At 62.5% G+C, this 12,255-nt stretch carries 11 protein-coding genes; 1 reads left to right on the plus strand and 10 read right to left on the minus strand.

Annotation, left to right across the window (positions count from 1 at the left end):
- The first annotated feature begins 73 nt into the window (after positions 1 to 73).
- Positions 74 to 559 carry a DciA family protein gene (locus F759_RS0125245; RefSeq protein ID WP_027802318.1) on the plus strand — a complete coding sequence of 162 codons (486 nt, stop codon included), beginning with the start codon at positions 74 to 76 and terminating at the stop codon, positions 557 to 559.
- Positions 560 to 641: 82 nt separating this feature from the next.
- Here the strand turns inward: F759_RS0125245 and lpxC are convergent, their stop codons facing one another.
- From lpxC to murD, 10 genes are all read right to left on the minus strand, one after another.
- A complete protein-coding gene (gene lpxC / locus F759_RS0125250; RefSeq protein ID WP_027802319.1) occupies positions 642 to 1,559 on the minus strand; it encodes a UDP-3-O-acyl-N-acetylglucosamine deacetylase in 918 nt (305 codons plus the stop codon).
- Between the two features lie 296 nt (positions 1,560 to 1,855).
- Positions 1,856 to 2,359 carry a peroxiredoxin gene (locus tag F759_RS0125255; RefSeq protein WP_027802320.1) on the minus strand — a complete coding sequence of 168 codons (504 nt, stop codon included), beginning with the start codon at positions 2,357 to 2,359 and terminating at the stop codon, positions 1,856 to 1,858.
- A 231-nt stretch (positions 2,360 to 2,590) separates the two neighbouring features.
- Entirely contained in the window at positions 2,591 to 3,787 is a 1,197-nt protein-coding gene (gene ftsZ, locus F759_RS0125260) for a cell division protein FtsZ (protein WP_027802321.1), read from the minus strand.
- Positions 3,788 to 3,945: 158 nt separating this feature from the next.
- Positions 3,946 to 5,178, minus strand: a complete 1,233-nt coding sequence (gene ftsA, locus F759_RS0125265; RefSeq protein WP_013340575.1) for a cell division protein FtsA — start codon at positions 5,176 to 5,178, stop codon at positions 3,946 to 3,948.
- A 27-nt stretch (positions 5,179 to 5,205) separates the two neighbouring features.
- Positions 5,206 to 5,958: a cell division protein FtsQ/DivIB gene (locus F759_RS0125270; protein WP_027802322.1), complete on the minus strand. Its 753-nt coding sequence runs from the start codon at positions 5,956 to 5,958 to the stop codon at positions 5,206 to 5,208.
- Between the two features lie 49 nt (positions 5,959 to 6,007).
- Positions 6,008 to 6,961, minus strand: coding sequence for a D-alanine--D-alanine ligase (locus tag F759_RS0125275; protein WP_027802323.1), 954 nt, complete (start codon positions 6,959 to 6,961; stop codon positions 6,008 to 6,010).
- 1 nt (position 6,962) lies between these two features.
- A complete protein-coding gene (murC, locus tag F759_RS0125280) occupies positions 6,963 to 8,366 on the minus strand; it encodes a UDP-N-acetylmuramate--L-alanine ligase (RefSeq protein WP_027802324.1) in 1,404 nt (467 codons plus the stop codon).
- Entirely contained in the window at positions 8,363 to 9,481 is a 1,119-nt protein-coding gene (gene murG / locus F759_RS0125285) for an undecaprenyldiphospho-muramoylpentapeptide beta-N-acetylglucosaminyltransferase (RefSeq protein ID WP_027802325.1), read from the minus strand. The genes murC and murG overlap by 4 nt, the downstream gene beginning before the upstream one ends.
- A complete protein-coding gene (gene ftsW / locus F759_RS0125290) occupies positions 9,478 to 10,737 on the minus strand; it encodes a putative lipid II flippase FtsW (protein WP_027802326.1) in 1,260 nt (419 codons plus the stop codon). Before ftsW ends, murG begins: the two co-directional genes overlap by 4 nt.
- Positions 10,734 to 12,248, minus strand: coding sequence for a UDP-N-acetylmuramoyl-L-alanine--D-glutamate ligase (murD, locus tag F759_RS0125295; protein ID WP_027802327.1), 1,515 nt, complete (start codon positions 12,246 to 12,248; stop codon positions 10,734 to 10,736). The genes ftsW and murD overlap by 4 nt, the downstream gene beginning before the upstream one ends.
- Between the last annotated feature and the right edge of the window lie 7 nt (positions 12,249 to 12,255).

Raw genomic sequence — 12,255 nt, forward strand, 5'->3', positions numbered from 1 at the left:
TCCAGGCGCATCGCGCGCGGTACAATCGGAACGTGTTCGCGCATTGGGTGCGAAGACGCCGTCACTGTCAAACATGCGCCGTTTCCCCTCGTTTTCAAGGCCGCCGCCCAAGCAGTTCAACGCGCGCCGGCCTCAGCCGGTCGCCGAAGTGCTCAATCGCACCGACGCGTTTGCCGCGCTGCGCGCGGGCGTCGAGCAGATTGCCGCGTTGGAGAAGGACTTGCGCGAGCTGCTGCCCGATTATCTGGCGACGAGCGTGGAACCCGGCTTTATCAAGGAAGGCGTGTTGGCGCTCTTTGCCGCCCATAACGCGCTGGCTGCGCGGCTGCGGCACCTGGAGCCGCGGTTGCTATCGGATTTGCAGCAACGCGGCTGGCCGGTGAACGCATTGCGCATTCGGGTCCGCCCGCAGCCCGCCAAGGAGCCGCCGCCGGTCAAGCAGGCGCGCATGACGCCGGTGGGCGCCGACGCGCTGCACGCGCTGAGCGAATCGCTCGCGCCGTCGCCTCTACAGGAAGCGTTGGCAAAGATGGCGGCGCGGCATCGGAGATATCGTTGAACAAAAGAAAAAGCGGCTCAAATGAGCCGCTTTTTTCGTACGCCTGCTTCGGAAGTTTCACCAAAGACTTGACGCAAATTCTTTACGCAAAAGCCGTCTGCGTCTCGTAAGCGAAACCGCGCGGCGCCTTCTGCGTGTCGTCGAAAGTGACAATCTCGTACGAATCTTCATGCGCAAGCAGTTCGCGCAGCAGCGCGTTGTTCAGTCCGTGGCCGGACTTGTACGCGTTGTACGAAGCCAGCAACGGATGGCCGACCACATACAGGTCGCCGATCGCGTCGAGCATCTTGTGCTTGACGAACTCGTCGTCGTAACGCAGACCGTCGTTGTTCAAAATGCGGTATTCGTCGAGCACGATCGCGTTGTCCATGCTGCCGCCGCGCGCGAGACCGAGCTCACGCATCATTTCCACTTCGTGCGCAAAACCGAAGGTGCGGGCGCGAGCAATTTCGCGCACATACGACGTATTGGCGAAATCGACTTCCAGCGCCTGGCCGGTTTTATCCACGGCGGGGTGGCGGAAATCAATCGTGAATTTGAGCTTGAAACCGAAATACGGATCGAGCCGGGCGAATTTATCGCCGTCACGAATCTCGACCGGCTTGGTGACCTTGATGAATTTCTTCGCTGCGTTCTGTTCTTCAATTCCCGCCGATTGAATCAGAAACACGAATGAGCCGGCGCTGCCGTCCATGATCGGAATTTCTTCGGCGGTCACGTCGACATACAAATTGTCGATGCCGAGACCGGCGCAGGCGGACATCAAATGCTCGATGGTCGAGACGCGCGCGCCGTCTTTCTGCAACACGGAAGCCAGACGTGTATCGCCAATCGCCATCGCCGACGCAGGAATGTCCACCGGCGTGGGCAAATCCACGCGCGAAAACACAATGCCCGTGTCCGGCGCTGCCGGGCGAAGCGTCAGGTCGACCTTACGGCCGGAGTGCAACCCGATGCCGACGGTCTTGACGATTGATTTGATGGTGCGCTGCTTCAACATGGTGATCTTTTGCTCGATTGAAAATCCCAATCGGGACTTTTTATTCCATAGCGCGAATTATACTCCATAACCCTAAGGAGCGTCTTTGCACGGAACGTATCAATCTGTTTCGCTGCATTACCCGCATTATCCATTGGGCGCCCGTAGGGGAAAGCGTGACGGGCCGACGTCCGGAACGGAGGCGTTTCCGGTCGTCGGCCCGCGTAACGGCCTGTCACAAAAGCGTCGTTTTCACCGTTGCCGCCGTACAACGCGTTTGACCGCATGTCCGGGCGAAGGCGACGACGCCGCCATAACTAGCTCAACGTAGCGAGAATACTCCTTGCATCGCTCACTTCGAATTTGCCGGCAGCCTCGACGTTCAACGTCTTGACCACGCCGTCGTCGACAACCATCGCGTAGCGCTGGGAACGGATCCCCATGCCGCGCGCCGACAAATCCTGCTCGAGACCCAGCGCTCGTGTGAAAGCCGCACTGCCATCCGCCATCATGCGCACCTTGCCCGAGGCGTGCAGATCGCGTCCCCACGCGCCCATTACGAACGCGTCGTTCACGGACACACACCAGATTTCGTCGATGCCAAGCGCGCGCAACTGCTCGGCGTGTTCGACATAGCCCGGCACATGTTTGGCAGAGCAGGTCGGCGTGAATGCGCCCGGCAATCCGAAGATCACCACGCGCTTACCCGTCGTCTGCTCGCGCACGTCGAAGCTGTTAGGCCCGATCGTGCAGCCCGCGCGCTCGTCTTCGACGTACTCGAAGAGCGTTGCGTCGGGCAGCTTGTCACCAGCTTGAATCATGCTCGGTCCTTTGCATCGATGCGAAGCATTGCTCGCACGCTATCGTGTCGCAGTGAATCGGCGACAGTTGCCCAAGCCGCTTCGCGATTCCGAAGAGGGCACTTGTCCTTGCCGCGAATCCGACGATACGCGGCTTGTTTGCCGTTCACCCGCCACGCTCGTGCATTCGTCCGCCAACGCCTTAAAGCCAGGACAACCCGGCGGCGCGGCAGCGAAAGCCTGCCCGTGCGCTCAGTCCGCCTGCTTGCGCAGGAACGCCGGAATGTCGTACGTATCGACGCCTTTTTCCTGCAGCGCCTGCACGTGCGAGGCCGCGGTGTCGCGCGACGTGCGCCACACAGCCGGCGTATCCAGCGCGCCGTAGTCGGCCGTGCTTGCGTGCGACGGCGTTGCGTACGCTGAGTGTTGCGCGGCGATCGGCTGATTATCGGTGCCGGTGCGCAACAGCGTCATCGGTGCCGATTGCTGCTTCTTCGCTGCGCGGCCCAGACCCGTTGCCACGACCGTCACGCGCAGCGCGTCGCCCATTGCATCGTCGTACACTGCGCCGAAAATCACGGTGGCGTCTTCAGCTGCGTAGCTCTTGATGGTGTTCATCACTTCGCGCGTTTCCGACAGACGCAGCGAACGGCTCGACGTGATGTTCACCAGCACGCCACGCGCGCCCGACAGATCCACGCCTTCCAGCAGCGGGCTTGCAACAGCCTGCTCGGCAGCAAGACGTGCGCGATCGACGCCGGCAACCGTCGCCGTGCCCATCATCGCCTTGCCCTGTTCGCCCATCACCGTCTTCACGTCTTCGAAGTCGACGTTCACCAGACCGTCGACGTTGATGATTTCCGCGATGCCGGCAACTGCGTTGTTCAGAACGTCGTCTGCGCACTGGAAGCACTTGTCCATCTCGGCGTCATCGCCCATCACCTCGAACAGCTTGTCGTTCAGAACGACGATCAGCGAGTCGACGTGATCCTCCAGTTGCTGCGAACCGGCTTCTGCCACACGCATGCGCTTGCCGCCTTCGAATTCGAACGGCTTGCTGACCACGCCAACGGTCAAGATACCCATTTCCTTCGCGATCTGCGCGACCACGGGTGCTGCGCCCGTGCCCGTACCGCCGCCCATGCCGGCCGTGATGAAGACCATGTGCGCGCCGCGCAGTGCGTCGGCGATGCGTTCACGTGCTTCCTGCGCTGCGGCGTGGCCCATCTCCGGCTTGGCGCCAGCGCCCAAACCCGTATTGCCCAACTGGATCACCGCGGTGGCGCGCGAACGCGACAAAGCCTGCGCGTCCGTGTTCATCACGATGAAGTCGACGCCTTGGACGCCCTTGTTAATCATGTGCTGAACGGCATTGCCGCCAGCGCCACCTACTCCGACCACCTTGATGATGGTGCCGTTCGTTTCGGTTTCCAGCATCTGGAATTCCATGTTGCCTCCGTCAAGATAAAAAATTCAGCCACTCGGCCGTTATTCGGCAAGAGATCGGGCAACCTCCTGTCGCGCGCCAGCCGCCGGCACCAGCGCGTATTTCTGAACCTGTCGAAACCTTTGAAACCCGTTGAAACTTGCTCGGTAAAACAAATTCGTTAGAAGTTGCCGAGGAACCAGTCCTTCATGCGCGTGAACACCTGCCCCATCGACCCTGACTGCACCGCGACCTTGCGGCCGCGCATGCGTTGCGAGCGTCCTTCGACGAGCAGGCCCATCGCGGTCGAATAGCGCGGGTTGCGCACCACGTCGGCAAGACCGCCCGCGTATTCGGGCACGCCGATACGCACCGGCTTCAGGAAAATGTCCTCACCCAGTTCGACCATGCCGAGCATCATCGACGCGCCGCCGGTCAGCACGACGCCGGAGCTCAGCAGTTCCTCGTAACCCGACTCGCGCACCACCTGCTGCACGAGCGAAAACAGTTCTTCGACGCGTGGCTCGATCACCGCCGCCAGCGCCTGGCGCGACAGCGTGCGCGGGCCGCGCTCGCCGAGACCCGGCACTTCGATCATTTCGTCCGGGTCGGCGAGTGCCTGCTTCGCGATGCCGTAATCCACCTTGATGTCTTCCGCGTCCGGCGTCGGCGTGCGAAGCGCCATTGCGATATCGCTCGTGATCTGGTCGCCGGCAATAGGAATCACCGCCGTATGGCGAATCGCGCCTTCGCTGAAAATCGCAATATCAGTCGTGCCGCCGCCGATATCGACCAGCACCACGCCCAGTTCCTTTTCGTCTTCCGTCAGCACCGCGAGCGACGACGCGAGCGGCTGCAGGATCAGATCGTTCACTTCGAGCCCGCAACGGCGCACGCACTTGACGATGTTCTGCGCCGCGCTTACCGCGCCGGTGACGATATGCACCTTCACTTCGAGCCGAATGCCGCTCATGCCGATCGGCTCGCGCACATCTTCCTGACCGTCGATGATGAATTCCTGCGTGAGGATATGCAGCACCTGTTGATCGGTGGGAATGTTGATCGCTTTCGCTGTTTCGATCACGCGCGCGACATCCGCTTGCGTGACTTCCTTCTCCTTGATCGCCACCATGCCGCTCGAATTGAAGCTGCGGATATGGCTGCCGGCGATGCCGGTGAAGACGTTCGTGATCTTGCAGTCGGCCATCAGTTCGGCTTCTTCGAGCGCGCGCTGAATCGACTGCACGGTGGCTTCGATATTCACCACCACACCCTTCTTGAGCCCCTTCGATTCGCTCTGGCCGAGGCCGATCACCTCGTAGTGACCCTCGCCCTTCAGCTCGGCGACGATGGCCACCACCTTCGACGTCCCGATGTCGAGGGCGACCAGCAGATCTTTATAGTCTTTACTCATAGCGTGCTCATTGCGTGTGATGTCCGTTTACTTCTTGCCCTTGTCGGGTTCGCTGATAAAGCGCATGCCAGCGGCACGAATCGCGAAACCGTTCGGATAGCGCAAGTCCGCATACTCGATATCCTTTCCCCAACGTTGCGTCACCGCGTTCCAGGCCGCGGTCAGGCGCTTACTCCGATCGAGCAGCGTGTCCTGATTGCGTTCGCGCCCCAACTCCACCTGCATGCCGTTCGACAGCTTCACCGTCCATGCGTAACGCGGCGACAGCGTCACTTCTTCGGGCGTTGCGTTCAGCGGCGCAAACCATTTCTGAAAGTCGTGATAACGCGCGACCACTTCTTTCGCCGTACCGTCGGGGCCGTCGAACGCGGGTAATTCTTCTTCGAGCTCACCCTGGTTCGCGGTGAACAGATCGCCGTCGACGCTCACCAGTTGATCGCTGCCCCACGTGCCAAGCGGTTTGTACTCTTCGAGCGTGACAGCCAGCGCATTCGGCCAGACTCGCCGCACGCTCGCGTGGCGCACCCACGGCATCTGCTCGAATGCCTGACGCGCGACATCGAGATCGACCGTGAAGAAGTTGCCCTTCAGCCGCCCCACTACGCTTGCGCGGACAGTCGGGGAATTGATGTGCTCCGTATCCCCGTCGATCTGAATTTCGCGCAGCGCAAAGTTCGGACGCTGAATCAGCCAGTAACCGCCTGCCGCCAGCAGCACGAGCACCAGCAACGCATGCAATGCGTTGGCGGCGAGATTGAGCTGGCGAACGTTGTTCCACATGGTGTTGCTTTCGGGTTGCCCCGGTTAATGCTTCGGTTAGTGCTGCTGGTTAATCCTTGAGCGTCAGCGCCAACACGCCGACAACCAGTTCCTGATAGCTGATGCCCACCGCGCGCGCCGCTTTCGGCGGCAGCGAGTGATCGGTCATGCCGGGCGCCGTATTCACTTCCAGAAAGTACGGGTTGCCGTCGGCGTCGAGCATGAAATCGGCGCGACCCCAATCGGTGCAGCCGAGCACGTCGAACGCAGTGCGCGCCAGCACTTTCAGACGCGCTTCTTCCGCCGGCGTCAGACCGCAAGGAATCAGATACTGCGTGTCGTTCGCGATGTACTTCGCGTGATAGTCGTAAAACTCGCCAACCGGCACGATGCGGATCACCGGCAAATCGAGATCGCCCGCGATGCACGCGGTGTATTCGCCGCCGCCCTCGATGCTCTTCTCGACCACGACAATCCTGTCGTACTTGACCGCTTCGACGAGCGCGGCCGGCAGTGCGTCTGCGCTCTTTACCTTGATGACCGCGACGCTCGACCCTTCGCTTGCCGGCTTCACGAAAAGCGGCAAACCGAGCTTCGCGACGATATCTTTTGCGCGCGCTTCGTAGTCGTCGCCGCGCAGCACGGCTTCGAACGGCGGCGTCGGAATACCGAGTTGCTGCCACACGAGCTTGGTGCGGAATTTATCGAGCCCGAGCGCCGAACCGAGCACGCCGCTGCCCGTGTACTTGATGCCGTAAAAATCGAGCGCGCCCTGAATCTGGCCGTTCTCGCCATAACCGCCGTGCAGCGCATTGAACGCGCGCACGAAGCCTTCTTCCTTCAACGCGGCGAGCGGACGCTCGGCCGGGTCGAACGGATGCGCGTCGATGCCGGCGTCGCGCAGACCTTGCAGTACGAGGCGCCCCGAATTGAGCGACACCTCGCGCTCAGCGGAATTTCCACCGAGCAGCACGGCCACTTTGCCGAATTGTTTGGCGAGTTGATCTGACTGGATGCTGCTCATCTCACACCTTCGTTTCGAGAGCGAGACGACCCGGCACACCGCCGATCGAACCCGCGCCCATCGTGATCACCACATCGCCGTCGCGCACCACTGCTGAGAGCGCGTCCGGCACTTCATCCACCGTATCGACGAACACGGGCTCGACCTTGCCCGCCACGCGCAATGCGCGCGCGAGCGCACGGCCGTCCGCTGCGACGATCGGCGCTTCGCCGGCTGAATAGACTTCGGTCAGCACGAGCGCATCCACCGTCGACAGCACCTTGACGAAATCCTCGAAGCAATCGCGTGTCCGCGTGAAGCGGTGCGGCTGGAACGCGAGCACGAGACGTCGCCCGGGGAACGCACCGCGAGCCGCCGCGACCGTTGCCGCCATTTCGACAGGGTGATGACCGTAGTCGTCGACCAGTGTGTAAGCGCCGCTCGTCTTGCCCTCGCTCACAACCGGCACTTCGCCGTAGCGCTGAAAACGCCGGCCTACGCCGTTGAAATCCGCGAGTGCCCGCTGGATATCGGCATCTTTCACCTCGAGTTCAGTCGCAATCGCGATTGCAGCCAACGCGTTCTGTACGTTGTGCTCGCCCGGCAGGTTCAACACGATGTCGAGCGGCGCCGCGTCTTCGCGCATGGCGGTGAAATGCATCTTGCCGTCGCGTGCTTCGACGTTGACCGCACGTACCTGCGCATCGGGCGCCAGGCCGTAGCGGATGATCGGCTTCGACACGAACGGCAGAATCTCCTTCACGTTCGGATCGTCGACGCACAGCACCGCGATGCCGTAAAACGGCAGACGGTGCGTGAATTCGATGAACGCCTGCTTCAGGCGCGCGAAGTCGTGGCCGTAGGTATCCATGTGATCGGCGTCGATGTTCGTAATGACTTCGATCACAGGAAACAGATTCAGGAACGAAGCATCCGACTCGTCTGCTTCGGCAACGATAAAGTCGCCGGTGCCGAGCCTTGCATTCGCGCCCGCGCTGATCAGCCGGCCGCCGATCACGAAGGTCGGATCGAGCCCGCCCGCGGCGAGCACGCTCGCCACCAGCGACGTCGTCGTGGTCTTGCCGTGCGTGCCGGCAATCGCGATGCCCTGCTTAAGGCGCATCAACTCAGCGAGCATCACCGCGCGCGGCACGATCGGAATGCGGCGATGACGCGCGGCCAGCACTTCCGGGTTGTCGCTGCGCACCGCAGTGGAGACGACCACGGCGTTCGCGCCTTCGATGTTCTCCGCCGCATGGCCGATCGCAATGCGCGCGCCGAGCGCGGCGAGTCGATCGGTGATGGCATTGCTCGATAGGTCCGAGCCGCTTACCTGATAGCCGAGGTTGACCAGCACCTCCGCGATGCCGCTCATGCCGACACCGCCAATGCCGACAAAGTGAATGTGTTTGACGATGTGTTTCATTGCTTTCCTTCTGGGCTCGCGCCCGAAATCGAACCCGCCACGGTCGCGCAAATCTGCGCGACCTGCTCCGTGGCGTCGGGTTTCGCGAGCGAGCGCGAACGCTCCGCCATTTCCGCGAGACTTTCCCGCGTCTGGCTGCGCAACCAGCCGGCGAGTTTTTCCGCCGACAGATCGCGTTGCTGCACGACCAGCGCCGCGCCGTTGTCGGCGAGAAACGCTGCATTAGTGGTCTGGTGATCGTCTACTGCATACGGGAACGGCACGAACAACGCAGCCACGCCTACTGCTGAAATCTCCGACACCGTCATCGCGCCCGAGCGGCAGATCACGAGATCGGCTTTTGAGTAAGCGCTCGTCATGTCGTCGATGAACGGCACGAGTTGCACGTCCGCGCCCGTTTGCAGACCGGCTGCCGCGTAGTTCTCGCGCAGCGCGTCGATATGCTTTGCGCCCGCCTGATGCACGATGCGCGGCCGTTGGTCGGTGCTCAGCAGCGCGATCGCGCGCGGCACTACTTCATTGAGCGCCGCAGCGCCGAGACTGCCGCCGACCACCAGCACATTCAGCGGACCGTTGCGTTCTGCATAGCGTGCTTTGGGCGCAATCGCGCGCGCAAGTTCCGCACGAATCGGATTGCCGGTCCATTCGCCGTGCGGCAACGCATTCGGAAACGCAACCAGCACGCGTTTGGCAAGCTTCGCGAGCACCTTGTTCGCGAGGCCCGCAATTGAATTCTGTTCGTGCAGCACGAGCGGACGTCCGCTCAATGCGGTCATCAAGCCAGCGGGGAACGTGATGTAGCCGCCCATGCCAAGCACGACGTCCGGTTTCACGCGACGCAGCACGCTCAGGCTCTGCGTGCACGCGCGCAGCAGATTCAGCGGCAGCAGAAGCTTGGTCTTCATGCCCTTGCCACGCAGTCCCCCGAAGCGCACGTATTCCATCGGGATGCCATGTTTCGGCACCAGCGTGGCTTCCATGCCGGCGGGGTTGCCGAGCCATACGACCTTCCAGCCCCACGCCTGCATCAGATGCGCGACCGCGAGCCCAGGGAACACATGTCCCCCGGTGCCGCCGGCCATCACCATCAGCGTGCGTTGGTGCGTGAGGGTCATACCTTCCCTCCACGCATGAGCACCCGGTTCTCGTAATCGACGCGCATCAACACCGCTACGGCGACGCAATTCAGCAAAATGCCCGAGCCGCCATAACTGACGAGCGGCAACGTGAGGCCTTTAGTAGGCAGCAAGCCGAGATTCACGCCCATGTTGATGAACGTCTGCGCGCCGAACCAGATGCCGACGCCCTTCGCGACGAGACCCGCGAACGTGCGGTCGAGCGCAAGTGCCTGACGGCCGATCTCGAAGGAGCGGCGCACGATCCAGTAGAACATCAGGATCACGACGAGCACGCCGACAAAACCCAACTCCTCGCCGATCACCGCGAGGATAAAGTCGGTGTGCGCCTCCGGCAGATAGTTGAGCTTTTCGACGCTGCCGCCGAGGCCCACGCCGAACCACTCGCCGCGGCCGAACGCGATCAGCGAGTGCGTCAATTGATAAGCCTTGCCCTGCGCGTAGCGGTCATCCCACGGATCGAGGTACGCAAAAATCCGCTCGCGCCGCCAAGGCGACGCCCACACCAGCAGGCTGAACGTGCCGACCGCCGTAGCGACGAGCCCGCCGAACAGCTTGCCGTTCACGCCGCCGAGAAACAGCAGGCCCATCGCAATCGCGGCGATCACCATGAACGCGCCCATGTCCGGCTCGAGCAGCAGCAACGCGCCGACGAAGCCGACCGCCATCGCCATCGGCAGAAAGCCTTTGGCGAAGCTGTGCATGTATTCCTGCTTGCGCACCGTGTAGTTCGCCGCGTAGATCGTCACCGCGAGCTTCATGATTTCGGACGGCTGCATGTTCGTGATGCCGAGCGGAATCCAGCGGCGCGCGCCGTTCACGCCCTTGCCGACGTGCGGAATCAGCACGATCACCAAAGCCACGAGCGAAATCAGGAAGAGCTTGGGCGCGTACTTGTCCCACGTCGAAATGGGAATGCGGAACGACACGACGCCGACTACCGCGCCCATCACCACGAAGATCAACTGACGCACGAGAAACGCATAGTCGCGATACGACGCGTACTTGGGCGAGTCGGGCATCGCGATCGACGCCGAATACACCATCACGACGCCAAGCCCGAGCAGTGCGACGACCACCCACAGCAGCGAATGATCGTAGTCGAGCATGCGCGAGCGCAACGGCCGCACGCCGTTGACGGCGCTCGCGAGACCGGTGCGGCCAGCGACGCGCGTCGCGCTAGCCGAGTCGCTATTGCCGGCGGCACGCGAACCGAATCGTTCGGACCAGCTCATATCATCGTCCCCCGTTCGGCCGCGATTTCTTCCACCGTGCTGCGAAACACCGCCGCACGATGCGCGTAACCCTTGAACATGTCGAAGCTCGCGCAAGCCGGTGACAACAGGACGGCGTCGCCCGGTTGCGCGAGCGCGGTCGCCGCACGCGTCGCTTCTTCGAGCGTGGCGTGATTCGTCATCGCGATGCCGGTTTCCTCGAGCGCTGCGCGAATCTGCGGCGCGTCACGGCCAATCAGCATCACGGCGCGGCACCAGCGCATAACCGGCGCGGCGAGCGGCTCGAAATCCTGGCCCTTGCCGTCGCCACCTGCGATCAGCACGACGCGCTGCGCGAGACCGTCGAGCGCGGCAACCGTCGCGCCGACGTTGGTGCCCTTGCTGTCGTCGACGTAATCAATGCCGTCGATCGACGCAATCAGTTCCACGCGATGCGGCTCGCCGTGATACTCGCGCAAGCCGTGCAAGAGCCGCGCGCCAGGCAGGCCGATTGCGCGCGCGAGCGCATAGGCGGCAAGCGCGTTGGCTGCGTTGTGCAAGCCACGAATGCGCAAGGCGTCAGCAGGCATCAAGCGCTTCAGTGCAATGTTCGGCGGCGTGACCGCCTCGTTCTTGCGGCGGCGCTTCGGCGCGGGTTCATCGCTCGCGTCGAGATCGTGCGCTTCGACGAGCCAGATCATGCCGTTATCGCGCAGCAGGCCGTAGTCGCCGTCGCTCTTCGGTTCGGTTACGCCGAAGGTCACGACAGCCGCATCGCTAGTCTCGGAAGGCGCGAGCGCCATCACTCGCGCGTCGTCACGATTCAGCACGCGCACAGTTTGTGTACCAAAGATGCGCCCCTTCGCCGCAGCATACGCGTCGAGCCCGCCGTGCCAGTCGAGGTGATCCTGCGTGATGTTGAGAACCGCCGCGGCGTCCGGCTCGAACGTATGCGCGGTTTCCAGCTGGAAGCTCGACAGTTCGAGCACCCACACATCGGGCAGCGCGGTGTTGTCGATGGCTTCGCTGAGCTTGTCGAGCAACGCCGGGCTGATGTTGCCCGCTACCGCGACCTTCTTGCCGGCGCGTTCGCAGAGCAGGCCAGTCAGGCTCGTCGTCGTCGTCTTGCCGTTGGTACCCGTGATCGCGATGACTTTCGGCGCGTAACCACTCTCGCCGAGCGTTTTCAGCGCTTGCGAGAACAGTTCGAGTTCGCCCCACACAGGTATGCCCTGCTCGCGCGCTGCCGCGATCAACGGCAGCAGATCGGCGGCGAGCGGCGACAAACCAGGACTGATCGCAACGAGTTCCACGCCTTCGAGCAACACTGGAGAAAACGGGCCGCCGACAAACGCGGCGTCGACGCCATGCGCTTCCAGTGCGGACAGGTTCGGCGGTACTTCGCGGGTATCGGCCACACGCAGCCGACAGCCGTGCCGCGCGCACCAGCGCGCCATCGCGAGACCGGATTCACCCAGTCCCAGCACGAGCACCATCGGCTTTTGCCGATCCCGAAACTTCTCGCCGAACATCGCCTGC

Origin of the sequence: Paraburkholderia dilworthii, from assembly GCF_000472525.1 — a bacterium.
Classification (GTDB): domain Bacteria; phylum Pseudomonadota; class Gammaproteobacteria; order Burkholderiales; family Burkholderiaceae; genus Paraburkholderia; species Paraburkholderia dilworthii.

Excerpts from the sequence above, each read along its gene's own strand:
- F759_RS0125245 (WP_027802318.1), top strand. The coding sequence starts at position 74 with ATGCGCCGTTTCCCCTCGTTTTCAAGGCCGCCGCCCAAGCAGTTCAAC.
- lpxC (WP_027802319.1), bottom strand. The coding sequence starts at position 1,559 with ATGTTGAAGCAGCGCACCATCAAATCAATCGTCAAGACCGTCGGCATC.
- F759_RS0125255 (WP_027802320.1), bottom strand. The coding sequence starts at position 2,359 with ATGATTCAAGCTGGTGACAAGCTGCCCGACGCAACGCTCTTCGAGTAC.
- ftsZ (WP_027802321.1), bottom strand. The coding sequence starts at position 3,787 with ATGGAATTCCAGATGCTGGAAACCGAAACGAACGGCACCATCATCAAG.
- ftsA (WP_013340575.1), bottom strand. The coding sequence starts at position 5,178 with ATGAGTAAAGACTATAAAGATCTGCTGGTCGCCCTCGACATCGGGACG.
- F759_RS0125270 (WP_027802322.1), bottom strand. The coding sequence starts at position 5,958 with ATGTGGAACAACGTTCGCCAGCTCAATCTCGCCGCCAACGCATTGCAT.
- F759_RS0125275 (WP_027802323.1), bottom strand. The coding sequence starts at position 6,961 with ATGAGCAGCATCCAGTCAGATCAACTCGCCAAACAATTCGGCAAAGTG.
- murC (WP_027802324.1), bottom strand. The coding sequence starts at position 8,366 with ATGAAACACATCGTCAAACACATTCACTTTGTCGGCATTGGCGGTGTC.
- murG (WP_027802325.1), bottom strand. The coding sequence starts at position 9,481 with ATGACCCTCACGCACCAACGCACGCTGATGGTGATGGCCGGCGGCACC.
- ftsW (WP_027802326.1), bottom strand. The coding sequence starts at position 10,737 with ATGAGCTGGTCCGAACGATTCGGTTCGCGTGCCGCCGGCAATAGCGAC.
- murD (WP_027802327.1), bottom strand. The coding sequence starts at position 12,248 with ATGTTCGGCGAGAAGTTTCGGGATCGGCAAAAGCCGATGGTGCTCGTG.